Here is a 17,800-nt window from a genome sequence, read left to right on the forward strand (position 1 = left end):
TTTTTTTGGAAAATTTTTCCACAACAAGATCACCCGCACACTTTACGATCGAATAGCAATATTAGTTGCTTTAAATCAATGAATTAAAAAACAGCCCAATTCATCATCGGGCAAAATGGGGCGGCGCGCGTTCATCGCTATCGGGGGATTCTGTGACCGGGATCGTGGGGTTGGGTTTTGCCGCTGCCTATCGCGCCGCAACATCAGTAGATTCTTCTCACCGATAACCGAAAAGGCGGTGTCAGCCAAGGACCCCTCATGCTGGATCACGAAACCATTCGTTCGTTTATCAAAGTTGCCGAGTGCCAAAGTTTCTCCCGCGCGGCGGAGCTGCTGCACAAAACCACCGCCACCATCAGCTACCGCATCAAAACGCTGGAAGAGAGCATCGGCACGCAGCTGTTTATCCGCACCACCCGCACCGTCAACCTGACGCCGGCCGGAGAGTATTTGCTGGAGCGCTGCCGCCAGTGGCACACCTGGCTGGACGCCATGCCGGGCGAACTGCGGCAAATCAACGACGGTGTAGAGCACCAGGTGAATATCGTGATCAACAACCTGCTGTATGACGCCGCCGCCGTAGCCGGGCTGTTGACCCACCTGCACGACAAATACCCGTTCACCCAATTCCACATTTCCCGCCAGGTGTACATGGGCGTGTGGGATGCGCTGCTGAATGAGGATTGCCATCTGGCGATCGGGGCGGCAGGCAATGAATCGCTGGAAAACAGCATCAAGGTGCTGCCCCTGGGCAAAATAGAGTGGGTGTTCGCCATCGCGCCGACGCATCCGCTGGCCGCCGCCGCCGATCCGCTGAACGAAACGCAGCTGCGCCCTTACGCGGCGATCAACGTCGAAGATACCGCGCGCCATTTGGCCAAGCGCACCGCCTGGCTGCTGTCGGGCCAGCAAGAGATCAAAGTGCCGGACCTGCGCACCAAGCTGGAGTGCCACCTGCGCGGTCTCGGGATCGGTTTCCTTCCGCGCCAGCTGTGCCAAGCTTACCTTGATAGCGGCGAGCTGGTGGCTAAGCAGCTCAAATATCCGCGCCAGCCCTCTCCCCTGTCGTTGGCCTGGTCCGATGCTCGCGGCGGTGAGGCGGTGCGTACCCTGATCGGCCTGTTCCAGACGCGGGATCCGCTGATCGCGGGTTTGGTCAGCGCCCTGGATTAAGTCGCGGTAACGGTAGGCATTTTTCCGGCGCTGACGTAATATCTGTTTACATATGTCTGACAGGAGGTTTGCATGCTTACTTTTATTCCCATCGTGATCGTCGTCGCACTGATTGTGGTGTTCGCCGGCGTCAAAATTGTGCCGCAGGGGTTCCAATGGACGGTAGAACGCTTCGGCCGCTATACCAAAACGCTGATGCCGGGCCTGAACCTGGTGGTGCCGTTCATGGACCGCATCGGCCGTAAAATCAACATGATGGAGCAAGTGCTGGACATTCCCTCGCAGGAGGTGATTTCCCGCGATAACGCCAACGTCGCCATCGACGCGGTGTGCTTTATCCAGGTGGTCGATCCGGCGCGCGCCGCCTACGAGGTCAGCAACCTCGAACAGGCGATCGTCAACCTGACCATGACCAACTTCCGTACCGTGCTCGGCTCGATGGAGCTGGACGAAATGCTGTCGCAACGCGACAGCATCAACAGCCGCCTGCTGCACATCGTCGATGAAGCGACCAATCCGTGGGGGGTGAAAATCACCCGTATCGAGATCCGCGACGTGCGGCCACCGGCGGAACTGATCGCCTCGATGAACGCCCAGATGAAGGCCGAGCGCACCAAGCGCGCCGACATCCTCGAGGCAGAAGGAGTGCGTCAGGCGGCCATTCTGCGCGCCGAAGGGGAGAAACAATCGCAGATCCTGAAGGCCGAGGGCGAACGTCAGTCGGCGTTCCTGCAGGCGGAAGCGCGTGAACGCGCCGCCGAGGCCGAGGCGCGCGCCACCCAGCTGGTGTCCGACGCCATCGCCAGCGGCAACATTCAGGCGGTGAACTACTTCGTGGCGCAGAAATACACCGACGCGCTGCAGAAGATCGGTTCCTCCAACAACAGCAAAGTGGTGATGATGCCGCTGGACGCCAGCAGCCTGCTCGGCTCGATCGGCGGTATTACCGAACTGCTGAAAGAAAGCAAAGGCAAATAATCATGCTCGAACTGATCGCGGCGAATCCGCTGTGGTTTTGGCTCTCCCTCGGGGGCGTGTTGCTGGCGGCGGAAATGCTCGGCGCCGGCGGCTACCTGCTGTGGAGCGGCGTGGCGGCGCTGTTGGTCGGCGCTCTGATCTGGCTGCTGCCGCCGCTTTCCTGGGCGTGGCAGGGCATGATTTTCGCCGTCCTGACCGTCGTCGTCGCCTACCTGTGGTGGTACTGGCTGCGCCGGCACCCGGCGGCCGCATCCGGCGGATCGCCGGTGCTCAACCAGCGCAACCGCCAGCTGATCGGCACCCGCGCTACGCTGACGGAGCCGATGCACAACGGCATGGGGCGCATCAATATCGGCGACAGCAGCTGGCGCGCGCAGGCGGCTGAAGATCTGCCCGCCGGCACCGAAGTAGAAGTGGTGGCGGTGGAAGGCGTCACGCTGGTGATCCGCGCCATCAGCCGTTAATTCGAACGACAACACCCCGCCAGGTTGTTGATGATGGGGCACTCCGCCCCCTCGTCGCCCGGGCATTGGTCGGCCAGCGCCAGCAGGCGCTGGCGCATTTCGCCCAGTTCGCTGATGTGCCTTTCGATCTCCGCCACCTTCTGCAGCGTGCGCGCCTTCACGTCGGCGCTGTGGCGGGCCGGATCGTTGAACAACGCCACCAGCTCACGGCACTCGTCCAGGTTGAAGCCCACCTGCCGCGCCTGGCGCAGCAGCGTCAGCTCTTCAACGTGCCTGGCGGAGTAGTGGCGGTAACCATTATCGCTGCGGATCGGGGCGGTAATCAGCGCTTTCTCTTCGTAAAAACGAATCGTCTTGCTGGTTAGCCCGGTTTTTTTCGCGACGTCGCTAATATTCATTTCCCCTCCTTGACCTTACCCTTGCTGGAAGGTTTAAGCTCCATTCTTAGTGAAAACAGGTCAGGCGGTCAACCTTTAAACACCGCCCTTTAAGCAAGGAGTTCAATCATGTCACACACCACTATGCTGGCATTGCAGGGGCTGTCCTGCATGAACTGCGCGCAGCGGGTGAAAAAAGCCCTGGAAAGCCGCAGCGATGTCGAACAGGCGGACGTTAACGTGCATTACGCCAAAGTGACCGGCGACGCGCCGGACAGCGCGCTGATCGACAGCGTGATCGCCGCCGGTTATCAGGCCGAAGTCGCGCCGCACGCCGATACCGAACTGCAGCTGAGCGGCCTGAGCTGCATGCACTGCGTCGGCACCACCCGCAAGGCGCTGGAAGCGGTGCCGGGCGTGTTCGCCACCGACGTCACTATCGACGGCGCGAAAGTGTACGGCGATGCCGATCCGCAAACGCTGATCGCCGCGGTGGAAGATGCCGGTTATCACGCCGGCGTAGCGGGCGCCGTCGCCCCAAAAACTGAGCCGTTGACTGACGCAACACCTTCGTTGCCGGACGTTCAGCCAGCGGCGCAATCTCCCCTTCCGGCAACCGACGGCGCGGACGACAGCGTACAGCTGCTGCTCAGCGGCATGACCTGCGCCAGCTGCGTCAATAAAGTGCAGCTGGCGCTGCAAAGCGTTCCCGGCGTAGAGCATGCGCGCGTCAACCTGGCGGAACGCAGCGCGCTGGTGACCGGCGCCGCCGATGCGCAGGCGCTGGTGGCGGCGGTGGAAAAAGCCGGCTACGGCGCCGAAATGATTCAGGATGAAACCGAACGCCGCGAGCGCCAACAGCAGACCGCACGCGCCAACATGAAGCGCTTTAGCTGGCAGGCAGCGCTGGGTCTGGCGTTGGGTATCCCACTGATGGCCTGGGGACTGTTCGGCGGCAGCATGACGCTGACGCCGGAAACCCAGCGCCCCTGGCTGCTGGTCGGCGTCATCACCCTGGCGGTGATGGTGTTCGCCGGTGGGCACTTCTACCGCAATGCCTGGCGTGCGCTGATGAACGGCAGCGCCACCATGGACACCCTGGTGGCGCTCGGTACTGGCGCTGCCTGGCTTTACTCGATCGCCGTCAACATTTGGCCCGATTTCTTCCCGATGGAGGCGCGCCACCTCTATTACGAGGCCAGCGCGATGATCATCGGTTTGATCAACCTCGGCCATGCGCTGGAGCAACGCGCCCGTCAGCGTTCTTCGCAGGCGCTGGAGCGGTTGCTGGATCTGACGCCGCCTACCGCGCGGTTGGTAACCGACGACGGCGAGCGCGATATCCCGCTGGCGGAGGTGCAGCTCGGCATGACGCTGCGGCTGACCACCGGCGATCGCGTGCCGGTCGACGGTGAAATCGTGCAGGGTGAAGTCTGGCTCGATGAAGCGATGCTGACCGGCGAAGCGGTGCCGCAGCAGAAAGGTGCTGGTGACACGGTGCATGCCGGGACGGTGGTTGACGACGGCAGCGTGCTGTTCCGCGCCGCCGCCATCGGCAGCCAAACCACGCTGGCGCGCATCATTAAACTGGTGCGCCAGGCGCAGAGCAGTAAACCGGCGATCGGCCAACTGGCCGACCGCGTCTCGGCGGTGTTCGTGCCGGCGGTGGTGGGGATAGCCCTGTTCAGCGCGGCGATGTGGTACTTCTTCGGCCCGCAGCCGCAGCTGGTCTATACGCTGGTGATCGCCACCACGGTGCTGATCATCGCCTGTCCGTGCGCATTGGGATTGGCGACGCCGATGTCGATCATCTCCGGCGTGGGCCGCGCGGCGGAGTTCGGCGTGCTGGTACGCGACGCCGACGCCCTGCAGCAGGCCAGCCAGCTGGACACCCTGGTGTTCGACAAAACCGGCACCCTGACCGAAGGGAAACCGCAGGTGGTAGAGATCCTGACCTTCAATCAGGTCAGCGAGCAGCAGGCGATCGGCTGGGCCGCCGCGCTGGAGCAAGGTTCCAACCACCCGCTGGCGCGCGCCATCATGGAACGCGCCGCCGGACAAACGCTGCCGCAGGTCGCGCAGTTCCGCACCCTGCGCGGCGCCGGCGTCAGCGGGGAGATCGACGGCGTGCCGGTGCTGCTGGGCAACGCCGCGCTGCTGGAGCAGCATCAGGTTGCGACCGCCGAACTGGAGGCGCCGATGCGCGCCCTGGCCGAACGCGGCGTAACGCCGGTGCTGCTGGCCGTTAACGGTAAACCGGCCGCGCTGTTCGCCATTCGCGATCCGCTGCGCGAGGACAGCGTCGCGGCGCTGCAGCGCCTGCACCAGCAGGGCTATCAGCTGGTGATGCTGACCGGCGACAACCCGGTGACCGCCAACGCCATCGCCAAAGAGGCCGGTATCGATCGGGTGATTGCCGGGGTGCTGCCGGACGGCAAAGCGGCGGCGATCAAGCAGCTGCAGGCGCAGGGCCAGCGCGTGGCGATGGTCGGCGACGGCATCAACGACGCCCCGGCGCTGGCGCAGGCCGACGTGGGCATCGCGATGGGCGGCGGCAGCGACATCGCCATCGAGACCGCCGCCATCACCCTGATGCGCCACAGCCTGCACGGCGTGGCGGATGCGGTAGCGCTGTCGAAGGCCACGCTGCGTAACATGAAGCAGAACCTGTTCGGCGCCTTTATCTACAATACGCTGGGTATCCCGATCGCCGCCGGCGTGCTCTACCCGCTGACCGGCACGCTGCTCAGCCCGGTGGTGGCGGGCGCGGCGATGGCGCTGTCGTCGATTACCGTAGTCAGCAACGCCAACCGGCTGCTGCGTTTTAAACCCAGGAAGTGATCGCCGGGGCGCCGACATGGCGCCCCGCTGTTTTCCGGGCTTTCCTGCGCGGCGGATAGCGTTTAGCATGAATGACGATTTTCCCTCGCCTTTCATGCTGAAACGCGCACCCGTTATTCAGGAGCCACGCCGTATGGGTCAACTGTTACGCCGCCTCGCCGCCTTTCTCGGCCTGATCTCGCCCAAACGTTACGCTTATCCGGCGTTGGACATCACTCTGCCGGGCGATCGTCGGCTGCATCTGGTGGGCAGCATCCATATGGGCACCGTCGATATGTCGCCGTTGCCATCCCGGCTGGCCGCCCGGCTGCAACAGGCCGACGCGCTGATCGTCGAAGCCGATATCACCGATTCCGCCTCGCCTTTCGACCACGCCGAGCTGCAGCCGGCGCTGGAACAGCGCCTGTCCGCCGAAGAATATCAACGGCTGCTGGCGCTGTGCCATGAGCTGGGCGCCGATCCAGAGGCCTTCGTCACCCTGCCCGGCTGGCAGGTCGCGCTGATGATGCAGGCGCGCCAGGCTCAGCGTCTGGGGCTGCGGGCAGAGTACGGCGTGGACTATCAGCTGCTGCAGGGCGCCCGGGCGCAGGACAAACCGGTGATCGAGCTGGAAGGGGCGCAGCAGCAGCTGGCGATGCTGGAACAGCTGCCGGAAGGCGGTATTGCGCTGCTGCGCGATACGCTGGAGCACTGGCACACCAACGCGCGGCTGCTGCAAACCATGGTGAGCTGGTGGCTGGACGCCAAACCGCGCGGCACGCTGGACACCCTGCCCGCCACCTTCAGCGCCGGGCTGTACGACGTGCTGATGCATCAGCGCAATCGCGACTGGCGGCGTCAGCTGGAGGCGCTGCCGGCCGGGGACTATGTGGTGGCAGTTGGCGCATTGCACCTGTACGGCGAGGATAACCTGCCGGCGATGCTGCAGCCACAGGGCTAAAAAAGAGGCCAATATCGCTATTGGCCAGTCAAAGAGGAATTTCTTGTATTCTAGTTATACGCATAGCAACCGTGTTAACGGTTACAGTAAACAGGGTAGCAACCCGGTGAATATCTTGGCAACCCGCTTTATGTAACAGCCGCTCAGGTTGCCGGGCAGGTCGGATTTTTGTATTTTTAAAGCTGGTTATCACCCTTCCCCCGCAGGGGACATTCTGGACAACACATCATGACGCCCGCAGTCGTTCTGCTCGAAAAACAAAAGGTCACCTTTACCCTTCATCCGTATCACCACGACAGCGAAGAAACTAATTTCGGCGACGAAGCGGTGAGAAAGCTGGGGTTGGATGCCGATCGGGTTTACAAAACCTTGCTGGTGGCGCTGAACGGCGACGCCAAACACCTGGCGGTGGCGGTCACGCCGGTCGCCACCCAGCTGGATCTGAAAAAGGTCGCCCGCGCCCTCGGTGCCAAAAAGGCCGAGATGGCCGATCCGCAGCTGGCGCAGCGCGTCACCGGGTATCTGGTGGGCGGCATCAGCCCGCTGGGGCAGAAAAAACGGCTGCCGACGGTGATCGACAGCCCGGCGCAAGCGTTCGCCACCATCTACGTTTCCGGCGGCAAACGCGGGCTGGACATCGAGCTGGCCGCCGCCGATCTGTGCCGCCTGCTGGCCGGCAGCTTCGCCGACATCGCCAAACGCGACTGACGCCGCGCGCTCAGCGGCACACCACCGTGGCGTCACAGGCCGCCAGCGTCTCGACCAGGCGGTCCTCCAGCGCCTTCACCTCCGCGCCGGGCACCAGATAGTTGTTGCTGATGATGGCGAACGCCAACGGCCGCCCAGTCGCCGAGTCGACATAGCCGCTGAGCGACGAGACCCCGGTCATGGAGCCGCTCTTGGCGTGGGCGCGGCCCGCCGCCGCCGTCTTCACCATGCGGCTCTGCAGCGTACCGCCCACCAGCAACCCCGGCTGGCCCGCGATGGGCAAGGCGTTATACCAGGCGGCAAACCACGGCTGTTTCCTGGCCGCCAGCAGCAGCGTCGTCAGCTGCTGCGCCGTGATTTGGTTCATGCGCGACAGCCCGGAACCGTCTACCTGACGGTAAGCGCCGGCCGCGATGCCCTGGCTTTGCACAAACTGGCCGATCGCCTGCAGGCCGGCGGCCCAATCCCCCTTGCCCTGCGTCTTGCGGCCCATCGCTTTGGTCAGTACCTCGCCGTAACCGTTGTTGGACACCTTCAGGAAGGTGACGGCCAGGAGGGAGAGCGGCGGCGAGTTTTTTTCGGCCAGCAACCGGGCATCAGCAGGGGTCACTCCCTCTTCCGCGTTACCGCGCAGCGTGATGCCGTGCGCGTGCAGCGCATGTTGCAATAAGGCGCCGATCACGCGGGCCGGTTGATCGACGGTGATCAATCGCGAGCGGGTCTCCGCCTGCGCGGCGATGGTGCCGCTGACCACGATTCGGTTGCTGCCCGGCTGGCGATCGAACGTCAGTGCAGTGTCGCCGCCGGTGGTGGTGCGGTTGACCAGCGTCACCGCGTCATTGGCGGGATAGAAACTCACCTGCCCCGGCGCACCGGCGCGGGCACCCGGCTGCACGTCTACCCGCACCACGTTGATATCGCCGCCGGGGGTAAAGGCGTAGTTCAGCGCCGAGATCGGCGCGGCGAAGGCGAAGGGTTCGTCGTCCCAGCTCCAGCCGGCGCCGAAGGGCGTTTGATCGAACGCGTTGGCGTCCAGGATCAGCCGCCCATGAATCTGGCGAATGCCGCGCTGCGCCAGCGTGGCGGCGAAGGTGTCGAGATCGTCCGGATGCAACGTCGGATCGCCGCTGCCCTGCAGATAGAGATCCCCCTGCAAGGTGTCGCCGCGCTGCTCGCCGGTGGTCAACAGCCGGGTTTCAAACCGGTAATCCGCCCCCAGCACGCCGAACGCCGCCAGAGAAGTGAACATCTTCATGTTGGAAGCCGGCGCCAGGCGCTGCTGCGCGTGCGCCTGATACAGCACGGTGCCGCTGTCGGCATCGCGCACCATCACGCCACTCGACGCGCCAACCAGCGCCTTGTCTTGGCCGATGGTCGCCAGCGCCTGGCTGAGCGTTTGCTCATGGCGTTGGCCGGATGACGAACACCCCGCCAGTGCCAGGATGGCGGGCAGCAGCCAGCCTGCGGTTTTCAACATGTCATCTCCCTGCTTGCGTTATCAAAACCAAATTGTTGCTCAGGCTAACATTGGAAGGCGGCGGCGGCGACTTTTGCGTGCGTTTGAAGGAGGATTTCGGCGGGAAAACAGGCGGTCCACCCACAGGGGAGCAGGCCGCCGCGGTGGCGATTAGCGATAAACGATCTCGCCCTTCGGTTCGTAAGCCGCCGCATCCAGCGGCGAGTGTTTCTCGATGTACTGCTTGAGCACCTCGGCATCGATAAAGCCGGTGTTGACGTAGCTCGGCAGCCCATCCAGCTTCGGATAGCCGTCGCCGCCCAGCGCATTGAAGTTCAGCGTCGCCATGCGGTAGGTTTTATCCGCCTGCAGCGGCTGGCCGTTGATCTTCACCTCGCTGACGCCCTTGCCGTCCGCCACCAGGCTGACGTTGGCGAACTGGGCGTAGGCGCCGGAATCCGGCTTCATGTTGGCCACTACCGCCAGGTACTGCTCAACCTCGCTGCCTTTCATATCGACATGCACCAGGGTGTTGCCGAACGGCTGTACCTTGAGCACGTTTTTGTAGGTGATATCGCCGCTTTCAATGGAATCACGCACCCCACCGCCGCTCATCACCGCGAAGTCGGCATCGGCGCGCTCCCTCTGCGCGGCCAACATCACCCGCGCCAGGTTGGTCTGCACGAAGCGCACCTTGCTGCGATCGCCCTCCAGCTTGCCGTTAACGCTGCCGATCTTCACGCTCAGCTGCTCCTTGCCCTTCTCCTGGAACGGCGTCAGCAGCTTCATCATGGCCGGGTCTTCCGCGATCTGCCGGGTGTAATACACGCGCTCGCTGGTGCCGTCCGCCTTCTCCACCTTCTTCTTCAGGTTCACCGGGATCAGCTGATAATGCACCAGCTTCAGCTCACCGTTGCGGAATTCGAAGTCGGCGCGGCCCACGTATTTGCCCCACTCATGCGCCTGCACGATCCAGGTGCCGTTCTGGCGATCCGGCGAGCACGGCGTGCCCGGCACATAGTCCACCTGCTTACGGTTGTCGCCGGCCATGCACACCGGATCCTGCGAGTGGCCGCCGACGATCATGTCGAGATACCCGGCCGGCAGGCTGCGCGCCATCTCCACGTCGCCCGGCGCGTTGGAGCCGTGTTCGCCGTTGTCATAGTGCCCCATGTGGGTAGCGGCGATGATCACGTCCGGCTTCTCGTCCTTGCGCAATTGCTCCACCACCCGCTTCGCCTCCGGCGCCGGCACGCGGAATTCAATGTCGGTAAAGTACTCCGGGTTGCCCATTTTCGCGGTGTCGTCGGTCGTCAGGCCGATCACCGCGATCTTGATGCCCTGCTTGTCGAACAAGGCGTAAGGCTTGAACAGGCGCTGGCCGGTGCTTTTCTGATAGATGTTGGCGGACAACAGCGGAAAGGTTGCCCATTTTTCCTGCTGGCGCAGCACGCTCAGCGGATTGTCGAATTCGTGGTTACCGATTGCCATCGCGTCGTAACCCACCAGGTTCATGCCGCGGAAGTCCGGCTCGGCGTCTTGCAGATCCGATTCCGGCACGCCGGTGTTGATATCGCCGCCCGACAGCAGCAGCAGGCTGCCGCCCTGCGCCGCCACTTCCTGACGAATGCCGTCCACCAGCGTTTTCTGCGCGCCCAGGCCGTATTCGCCGTGATCGTTCTGCCAGAAGTGACCGTGATGATCGTTGGTGTGCAGAATGGTGATGGCGTAGGTCTTATCCTTTTCCCAGGCACTGGCGGCCCCCGACAGCAACGTCAGGGAAACGGCCAACGCGCATGCGGTGGTTTTCAGCGAAAAACGCATGGCGAATCTCCGTGTATTAAATGGCTTTTATGATGAGGGCGAAATTGTAGCGCGAATTAATGACAGCTGATTTCAAATTTTTGCGATGTGAGTCTGATTATTTCAGATATGGTAAAAATTGAGCGCCCTGCCTAAGATGTCATCTCTGTGCTCAACAACTTATCAGGCTAATAATAATATGACCGACAGTAGCCAAAGCGCGATGCCGCCCGCCAAGGGCAGCGCGGTGAAGGGAACCGCCTTCTCCATCCTTGGCGCCATCAGCGTGTCTCACCTGCTCAACGATATGATCCAGTCGCTGATCCTGGCGATTTACCCGATCCTGCAAGCCGATTTTCACCTCAGCTTCGTGCAGATCGGCATGATTACCCTGACCTATCAGCTGACGGCCTCGCTGCTGCAGCCGCTGATTGGCTATTACACCGATAAACACCCGCAGCCTTACTCGTTGCCGATCGGCATGGGCTTTACCCTGTCCGGCCTGCTGCTGCTGTCGGTGGCGAGCACCTTCCCGCTGGTGCTGCTGGCGGCGGCGCTGGTGGGCACCGGCTCATCGGTGTTCCACCCGGAATCCTCGCGCGTGGCGCGCATGGCCTCCGGCGGCCGGCACGGCCTGGCGCAGTCGCTGTTCCAGGTCGGCGGCAACTTCGGCAGCTCGCTCGGCCCGCTGCTGGCGGCGCTGATCATCGCGCCTTACGGCAAGGGCAACGTCGCCTGGTTCTCGCTGGCGGCGCTGCTGGCGATCGTGGTGTTGCTGCAGGTCAGCAAGTGGTATCAACATCAGCACCGGGCAACTAAAGGGCAGCCGAAAAGCCCGTCGCTGCTGAAACCGCTGCCAAAACGTACCGTTGCCTACTCGTTGGGCATCCTGCTGGTGCTGATTTTCTCCAAATACTTCTATCTGGCCAGTATCAGCAGCTATTACACCTTTTATCTGATACATAAGTTCGGCATTTCGGTGCAGAATGCACAGATTCACCTGTTCGCATTCCTGTTCGCAGTGGCGGCCGGAACCATTATAGGCGGGCCTCTCGGCGACAAGATAGGGCGTAAATATGTTATTTGGGGCTCCATTCTCGGCGCCGCGCCGTTTACCCTTATTTTACCCTACTCATCCCTGTATTGGACCGGCATTTTGACAGTGATCATCGGGGTTATTCTCGCCTCGGCGTTCTCCGCCATCCTGGTCTACGCGCAGGAGCTGATCCCCGGTAAAGTCGGCATGGTTTCCGGCTTATTCTTCGGTTTTGCTTTCGGTATAGGTGGGTTAGGTGCGGCAGTTCTTGGTTATGTCGCCGATTTGACCAGTATCGAGCTGGTCTACCAAATCTGTGCTTTCCTGCCGCTGATCGGCATTATCACGGCGCTACTGCCCAATATGGAGCATAAAGCGCAATAACCCCGCTGAATGCCCGGATGAAATTATTTATTAATCCGGGTTATCCCACGGATAAACCAATGTTATTTGGCTTATCTGACACAAAATCTCCTCATTGCCGCGCCTTAAGTGAAATCCTCTGCTTTTTTACAAAAAATGCCAAATTAGCCAAGCAAGCCACGAACAAATGCAATAAACTAAATGTATCTTTTCGTAACTTTGTTGCGTTTCTCCCGTGCCGCGATGCATAGCCAGAAGGAGTATGGATGCATAATTCAACACCGCTCATCACCACCATCGTCGGAGGGTTAGTACTCGCCTTCCTCCTCGGCATGCTGGCGAACCGCCTGCGCATCTCCCCTCTGGTGGGGTATCTGGCCGCAGGGGTGCTCGCCGGCCCGTTCACCCCCGGTTTCGTCGCCGATACCTCACTGGCGCCGGAACTGGCGGAAATCGGCGTTATCCTGTTGATGTTCGGTGTTGGCCTGCACTTCTCTTTGAAAGACCTCCTCGCAGTAAAATCTATCGCCATTCCCGGCGCCGTGGCGCAGATAGCCGTCGCTACCCTGCTCGGTATGGGGCTGTCCAAGCTGCTCGGCTGGGATCTGATCTCCGGTCTGGTGTTCGGCCTCTGCCTCTCCACCGCCAGCACCGTGGTGCTGCTGCGCGCCCTGGAGGAACGGCAGCTGATCGACAGCCAGCGCGGGCAAATCGCCATCGGCTGGCTGATCGTCGAAGATTTGGCGATGGTGCTGACGCTGGTATTGCTGCCCGCCTTCGGCAATATGCTGGGCAACGACAACGCCAGCAGCAGCCAGCTGCTGATGGAGCTGGCGCTGACCATCGGTAAAGTCATCGCCTTCATCGCGTTGATGATCGTGGTCGGCCGCCGCCTGGTGCCGTGGATCCTGTCGAAAACCGCCAGCACCGGCTCGCGCGAGCTGTTCACCCTGGCGGTGTTGGCGCTGGCGCTCGGCATCGCCTACGGCGCGGTGAAGCTGTTCGACGTCTCCTTCGCGCTGGGCGCCTTCTTCGCCGGCATGGTGCTGAACGAGTCCGAGCTGAGCCACCGCGCGGCGCACGACACCCTGCCGCTGCGCGACGCGTTTGCGGTGCTGTTCTTCGTCTCGGTCGGCATGCTGTTCGATCCGATGATCGTGATTAACGAACCGCTGGCGGTGCTGGCGACGCTGGCGATCATCGTGTTCGGCAAATCTGCCGCCGCGTTCCTGCTGGTGAAAATGTTCGGTCACTCCAAGCGCACCGCGCTGACCATCTCCGCCAGCCTGGCGCAGATCGGCGAGTTCGCCTTTATTCTGGCGGGCCTCGGCATCGCGCTGGGCATGATGTCGGAACACGGGCGCAATCTGGTGCTGGCCGGCGCCATTCTGTCCATCATGCTCAACCCGCTGCTGTTCACCCTGCTGGAGCGCTATCTGGCCAAAACCGAAACCATCGAAGAGCAAATTCTCGAAGAGGCGGTGGAAGAAGAGAAGCAGATCCCGGTGGACATGTGCAACCACGCGCTGGTGGTCGGCTACGGCCGCGTCGGCAGCCTGCTGGGCGGCAAACTGGCCGAGGCGGGCATTCCGCTGGTGGTGATCGAGAACTCCCGCCCGCGGGTGGAAGCGCTGCGCGAACAGGGCATCAAGACGGTGCTGGGCAACGCCGCCAATCCGGAAGTGATGGATCTGGCGCGGCTCGACTGCGCGCGCTGGCTGCTGCTGACCATCCCCAACGGCTATGAGGCCGGCGAGATCGTCGCCTCGGCGCGCGCCAAGCGGCCGAACATCGAGATCATCGCCCGCGCCCACTACGACGACGAAGTGGCCTACATCACCGATCGCGGCGCCAACCAGGTGGTGATGGGCGAACGGGAGATCGCCAACAGCATGCTGAACATCCTGCAGCTGGATACCCTGAGCGAAGAAGAAAAAATGGGCGGCTGCCCGATCTGAAGCGCCACGGCGCACAAAAAAAGGTCCGGCATTGCCGGACCTTTTCTTTTTCAGCGGGTTAACGCTCCCAGTAGGATTCTTCCAGGCTGTCTTCCCGCTCCGGCAGGCCACGGGTGAGGCGCGGCGAATGCTGGTTCAACACCTGGTAGCTGACGCGGTTGGCGTATTTGCACACCTGCGCCAGGGAGGAATAAGTCAGGTAGCTGCGCACGTGCTTGCTGGAATTCGGCACGTTATGGCGGTGATAGCCGTTGGCGGCAATATCGTGCAGCAACGCCGACAGCGCGCCGTCGCCGGCGCCGTTGGTGTTCATGATCCTCTCCGGCCCGCCCATATACGGCGCGATGTGCGAATAAACGCGCAGCGGATTTTCACAGTGTTCACGGCGCATGGCGCGGCTGAATTCGTAGCGGTTGAACTCGGCGATATGCCCCGGCAACAGCGGGTGCTGGGTCTGCCGCTTGTTGGCCTCTTCGGTGTAGCCCGCCATATACAGGCCGTTCGGCCCGGCGGTGCACAGCACCAGATCCACCCACTCCAGCGCCATGTCCGAGGCGGTCAACGGATCGCTTAGCCCGGTCAGCTCCAGCGCTTCGTCTTCGTTCATCGCCAGAATCGTCACGTTTTCCTTCAGGAAGTCGCGCCACCACTGCGGGTTGTCGGCGATCACGTACTTGGTGCCCAGCGTCAATACCACCGGCACGTCGTGTTTTTTGGCGTATTCGATCGCCTGCAGAGTGGCAGCCTTCATCGGCTCCCCTTCCTTGCAGCGCACCAGATAAGAGCTCAGCACCAGCGCCGACGCGCCGGCGATCACCTCTTCAGGAATGCTTTCCGGGCGCAGCTGGTTCATCTGGCCCGGGTTGATGGCGAAGGTGCGCTCGCCGCTTTCGCCAATCAGCGTGAAACAGCGGCCGATGGCGCCATCAACGCCCTGCAGATAGTTAAGATCGGTACGGCTGGAGGTATTGCACAGGTAACGGTAGGCATAGCTGCCGATTTTCACGTTGCTGCACATCACGCCGAGCAGCACCGAGCGATCGTCCGCCAGCACCGAATAGTTGTGCATGGTATTGCCGATGGTGCCGCCGGCGAACTGATGGGTAACCAGGTTGTTTTCATTCAGTTCCTGATACAGCGCCTCGGCGACGTCGTCTTCAATCACCAGAGAGTGGCCCAGGCTCAGGCCGTAGCGCTGGACAAAAGCGTCGTCCACTTTCGCCTCGATATCCACCAGCGTCTGATCGATGCCGACGATATACGAGGTGCTGATTTCACTTTCGGGCTGGGCCTGCTGCAGAAGCGGATCGCGGGCGCTCACCGGGAAATAGTGTTTGGACTTGCGTTTACCAGGAAATTTCATGTGATTGGCGGTGGTGACGGTTTAACAAGCGGAGAATGTTAACACATCCCCGCCCGATCACGATGCATCTAATATACAGATTATGGATGATTACAGGCGCTGCGCCACCAGCTGCTGCATCATATCGATATGCGCCGGCTCGTCGTTCAACGCCGAGATATATTCAAACTTCTCGCCGCCGGCCTTGAGGAAGATCTCGCGGTTCTGTTCTTTGATCTCTTCCAGCGTTTCCAGGCAGTCCGCCGAGAAACCCGGGCAAATCAGCTGAATGTGCTTCACGCCCTGCGCCGGCAGCCCCTTTAGGGTCTCATCGGTGTACGGCGTCAGCCACGGCTCGCGGCCGAAGCGCGATTGGTACGTCATCATCACTCGCTCCGGCGCCAGCGGCAGCGTGGCGCTCAGCGCACGTAGCGTATCCTCGCAGCGCTGCGGGTAGTCGTCGCCCAGGCGCGCATAGCGTTTGGGGATGCCGTGGAACGACAGCACCAGCCGATCCGGCTGGCCGTGTTCGGCGAACGAGCGCTCCACGCTTTGCTGCAGCGCGGCGATGTAGGCCGGGTGTTCGGCGTAATCGCGGATGAAGGCCACAGAAGGCAAACGGCGATAGCCTTTCAGCACTCGCGCCACGCCATCCCATACCGCCGCGCTGGTGGAACAGGAATATTGCGGATAGAGCGGCAGCACCACCAGGTTGGTCACGCCCTGCGCCAGCAGCTTGTCGATGGCTTCCGCCAGACTCGGCGAGCCGTAGCTCATGCCCAGCTCCACCGGCGTATTCGGCATGCGCGCCGCCAGCGCCCGCTGTTGGCGGCGGCTGTACACCAGCAGCGGCGAGCCCTCTTCCATCCACACCGATTGATACAGCTTCGCCACGCGCGGCGAACGGATCGGCAAGATCGCGCCGTTGAGGATCGGCCACCAGATCAGCGGCGCCGTATCGACCACGCGATCGTCACTGAGGAATTCCTTCAGATAGCGTTTGACCGCCGACGAGGTCGGCGCATCTGGTGTGCCCAGGTTCACCAGCAATACGCCGTGTTTCTCTTGCTTCATCTCAGTTCCCCTCATTTCCTTTCCGGCCGGCATTCCGTTCTGGGTCGGGATGTCAGCAGCCATTAATGCCGGCTATTGTAACGGAAAAGTCCTGCATCGAAACCGATAACAGCAACAGGCTATGCCTGTGGGCCTTCCCTTTGCGCCAGTTGCCACACCGCCGCCACGTTGCGCGCCGTCACCTGCAGATTGCAATCGGCGTCCGCCAGCGCTTCTTCCAGCGTCACGATGCGGTCGAGCACCGAAAACGCCGCGTCGATACCGTGTTGATGCACCACCTGGTAATCCGGCGTCAGGCTGCCGGCGATGGCGATCACCGGCACCCCGTGGCGCTTGGCCACCCGCGCCACGCCGATCGGCGTTTTGCCGTGGATCGACTGGCTGTCCAGCCGCCCTTCGCCGGTGATCACCAAATCGGCATCGCGCACCGCCTCATCCAGACGCAGAGTTTCGGTGACGATCTCGATGCCCGGCCGCAAGCGCGCGCTGAGCATGCCGAGCAGCGCCGCCCCCATGCCGCCCGCCGCCCCCGCGCCCGGCTGGGTGAGCACGGCGCGGCCGGTTTCCCGTTCCAGCAATTCACCATAGTGATGCAGTGCCGCATCGAGCTGCGCCACCATCTCCGGCGTCGCCCCCTTCTGCGGCCCAAACACCGCCGAGGCGCCCTTTTCGCCGCACAGCGGGTTATCGACGTCGCAGGCGGCGGTTACGCTCACCCGTTGCCAACGCGCATCCAGCCCGGTGAGATCGAGGTGCGCCAGCTGCGCCAGGGCCGCCCCGCCCACCGGCAGCGGCCGGCGATCCTTATCCAGCAACTTCACGCCCAGCGCCTGCATCATCCCGGCGCCGCCGTCGTTAGTGGCGCTGCCGCCAATGCCGAGAATGATCGCCTTCACGCCGCGCTCCAGCGCCGCCAGCATCAGTTCGCCGGTGCCGTAACTGGTGGTGATGCGCGGATCGCGCTGGCCGGGCGGCGCCAGGTGCAGCCCGGAAGCGGCGGCCATTTCAATCACTGCGGTTTCGCCGTCGCCCAGCAGGCCATAGAACCCCTGTACCGGCTCCCCCAGCGGCCCGGTGACCGTCACCTGGACGATTTCGCCGCCGGTGGCCGCCACCATTGACTCCACCGTGCCTTCGCCGCCGTCCGCCATCGGCAGCTTCACGTAGTGCGCCTGCGGATAAATTTGGCGGAATCCCCGCTCGATGGCGTCGGCAACGCCGAGCGCGCTCAGGCTCTCTTTGAAAGAATCCGGGGCAATAACCACTTTTTTCAGCGTTTTCATCACT

At 62.4% G+C, this 17,800-nt stretch carries 14 protein-coding genes; 8 read left to right on the forward strand and 6 right to left on the reverse strand.

Going from position 1 to position 17,800, the window contains the following annotated elements; genetic code table 11:
• Positions 1 to 258: 258 nt before the first annotated feature.
• The 3 genes from allS to GF111_RS07450 all read left to right on the forward strand — a co-directional run bounded on the left by allS (position 259) and on the right by GF111_RS07450 (position 2,615).
• Positions 259 to 1,173, forward strand: a complete 915-nt coding sequence (gene allS, locus GF111_RS07440) for an HTH-type transcriptional activator AllS (protein WP_038875046.1) — start codon at positions 259 to 261, stop codon at positions 1,171 to 1,173.
• A 72-nt stretch (positions 1,174 to 1,245) separates the two neighbouring features.
• Positions 1,246 to 2,151: an SPFH domain-containing protein gene (locus tag GF111_RS07445; protein ID WP_004940203.1), complete on the forward strand. Its 906-nt coding sequence runs from the start codon at positions 1,246 to 1,248 to the stop codon at positions 2,149 to 2,151.
• A gap of 2 nt (positions 2,152 to 2,153) precedes the next feature.
• Positions 2,154 to 2,615: an NfeD family protein gene (locus GF111_RS07450; protein ID WP_201621458.1), complete on the forward strand. Its 462-nt coding sequence runs from the start codon at positions 2,154 to 2,156 to the stop codon at positions 2,613 to 2,615.
• Here GF111_RS07450 and cueR read toward each other — a convergent pair.
• Positions 2,612 to 3,013 (reverse strand): Cu(I)-responsive transcriptional regulator, encoded by a 402-nt coding sequence (gene cueR, locus GF111_RS07455; protein WP_047728634.1) that lies wholly within the window; start codon positions 3,011 to 3,013, stop codon positions 2,612 to 2,614. The two genes, GF111_RS07450 and cueR, sit on opposite strands and share 4 nt — an antisense overlap.
• Positions 3,014 to 3,121: 108 nt before the next feature.
• Here cueR and copA point away from each other — a divergent pair, with 108 nt between their 5' ends.
• From copA to ybaK, 3 genes are all read left to right on the forward strand, one after another.
• The gene (copA, locus tag GF111_RS07460) at positions 3,122 to 5,833 is read left to right on the forward strand and encodes a copper-exporting P-type ATPase CopA (RefSeq protein ID WP_147190700.1); all 2,712 of its coding nucleotides are present in this window, start codon (positions 3,122 to 3,124) and stop codon (positions 5,831 to 5,833) included.
• A gap of 133 nt (positions 5,834 to 5,966) precedes the next feature.
• A complete protein-coding gene (locus GF111_RS07465; protein WP_147190702.1) occupies positions 5,967 to 6,773 on the forward strand; it encodes a TraB/GumN family protein in 807 nt (268 codons plus the stop codon).
• Positions 6,774 to 7,001: 228 nt separating this feature from the next.
• Entirely contained in the window at positions 7,002 to 7,481 is a 480-nt protein-coding gene (ybaK, locus tag GF111_RS07470; RefSeq protein ID WP_038875028.1) for a Cys-tRNA(Pro)/Cys-tRNA(Cys) deacylase YbaK, read from the forward strand.
• A 10-nt stretch (positions 7,482 to 7,491) separates the two neighbouring features.
• Here ybaK and dacB read toward each other — a convergent pair whose 3' ends face one another.
• Together dacB and ushA are read right to left on the reverse strand one after the other, a co-directional pair.
• Positions 7,492 to 8,958, reverse strand: a complete 1,467-nt coding sequence (gene dacB / locus GF111_RS07475; protein ID WP_147190704.1) for a D-alanyl-D-alanine carboxypeptidase/D-alanyl-D-alanine-endopeptidase — start codon at positions 8,956 to 8,958, stop codon at positions 7,492 to 7,494.
• Between the two features lie 150 nt (positions 8,959 to 9,108).
• Complete coding sequence (gene ushA / locus GF111_RS07480) at positions 9,109 to 10,761, reverse strand: bifunctional UDP-sugar hydrolase/5'-nucleotidase UshA (protein WP_038875022.1); 1,653 nt, start codon at positions 10,759 to 10,761, stop codon at positions 9,109 to 9,111.
• 178 nt (positions 10,762 to 10,939) lie between these two features.
• On the opposite strand from ushA, the gene GF111_RS07485 reads away from it, so the two are divergent.
• Positions 10,940 to 12,160, forward strand: coding sequence for an MFS transporter (locus tag GF111_RS07485; protein ID WP_147190706.1), 1,221 nt, complete (start codon positions 10,940 to 10,942; stop codon positions 12,158 to 12,160).
• A gap of 245 nt (positions 12,161 to 12,405) precedes the next feature.
• The gene (ybaL, locus tag GF111_RS07490) at positions 12,406 to 14,097 is read left to right on the forward strand and encodes a YbaL family putative K(+) efflux transporter (RefSeq protein WP_004940247.1); all 1,692 of its coding nucleotides are present in this window, start codon (positions 12,406 to 12,408) and stop codon (positions 14,095 to 14,097) included.
• 58 nt (positions 14,098 to 14,155) lie between these two features.
• On the opposite strand, the gene GF111_RS07495 is transcribed toward ybaL, so the two are convergent.
• The 3 genes from GF111_RS07495 to GF111_RS07505 form a co-directional block, all read right to left on the reverse strand.
• Positions 14,156 to 15,460 carry an inosine/guanosine kinase gene (locus GF111_RS07495; RefSeq protein WP_025301797.1) on the reverse strand — a complete coding sequence of 435 codons (1,305 nt, stop codon included), beginning with the start codon at positions 15,458 to 15,460 and terminating at the stop codon, positions 14,156 to 14,158.
• A gap of 90 nt (positions 15,461 to 15,550) precedes the next feature.
• Positions 15,551 to 16,513 (reverse strand): ferrochelatase, encoded by a 963-nt coding sequence (gene hemH, locus GF111_RS07500; protein ID WP_004940253.1) that lies wholly within the window; start codon positions 16,511 to 16,513, stop codon positions 15,551 to 15,553.
• A 119-nt stretch (positions 16,514 to 16,632) separates the two neighbouring features.
• On the reverse strand, positions 16,633 to 17,796 hold the full coding sequence (locus tag GF111_RS07505) for a glycerate kinase (protein ID WP_085819274.1): 1,164 nt from the start codon (positions 17,794 to 17,796) through the stop codon (positions 16,633 to 16,635).
• Between the last annotated feature and the right edge of the window lie 4 nt (positions 17,797 to 17,800).

Source organism: Serratia sp. HRI (assembly GCF_010119335.3).
In the GTDB taxonomy this organism is placed as follows: Bacteria; Pseudomonadota; Gammaproteobacteria; order Enterobacterales; family Enterobacteriaceae; genus Serratia; species Serratia nevei.

Coding starts and splice junctions, on each gene's coding strand:
- GF111_RS07450 (WP_201621458.1), top strand. CDS start 2,154: ATGCTCGAACTGATCGCGGCGAATCCGCTGTGGTTTTGGCTCTCCCTC.
- copA (WP_147190700.1), top strand. CDS start 3,122: ATGTCACACACCACTATGCTGGCATTGCAGGGGCTGTCCTGCATGAAC.
- cueR (WP_047728634.1), bottom strand. CDS start 3,013: ATGAATATTAGCGACGTCGCGAAAAAAACCGGGCTAACCAGCAAGACG.
- ybaL (WP_004940247.1), top strand. CDS start 12,406: ATGCATAATTCAACACCGCTCATCACCACCATCGTCGGAGGGTTAGTA.
- allS (WP_038875046.1), top strand. CDS start 259: ATGCTGGATCACGAAACCATTCGTTCGTTTATCAAAGTTGCCGAGTGC.
- GF111_RS07465 (WP_147190702.1), top strand. CDS start 5,967: ATGGGTCAACTGTTACGCCGCCTCGCCGCCTTTCTCGGCCTGATCTCG.
- dacB (WP_147190704.1), bottom strand. CDS start 8,958: ATGTTGAAAACCGCAGGCTGGCTGCTGCCCGCCATCCTGGCACTGGCG.
- GF111_RS07495 (WP_025301797.1), bottom strand. CDS start 15,460: ATGAAATTTCCTGGTAAACGCAAGTCCAAACACTATTTCCCGGTGAGC.
- hemH (WP_004940253.1), bottom strand. CDS start 16,513: ATGAAGCAAGAGAAACACGGCGTATTGCTGGTGAACCTGGGCACACCA.
- GF111_RS07505 (WP_085819274.1), bottom strand. CDS start 17,796: ATGAAAACGCTGAAAAAAGTGGTTATTGCCCCGGATTCTTTCAAAGAG.
- GF111_RS07445 (WP_004940203.1), top strand. CDS start 1,246: ATGCTTACTTTTATTCCCATCGTGATCGTCGTCGCACTGATTGTGGTG.
- ybaK (WP_038875028.1), top strand. CDS start 7,002: ATGACGCCCGCAGTCGTTCTGCTCGAAAAACAAAAGGTCACCTTTACC.
- GF111_RS07485 (WP_147190706.1), top strand. CDS start 10,940: ATGACCGACAGTAGCCAAAGCGCGATGCCGCCCGCCAAGGGCAGCGCG.
- ushA (WP_038875022.1), bottom strand. CDS start 10,761: ATGCGTTTTTCGCTGAAAACCACCGCATGCGCGTTGGCCGTTTCCCTG.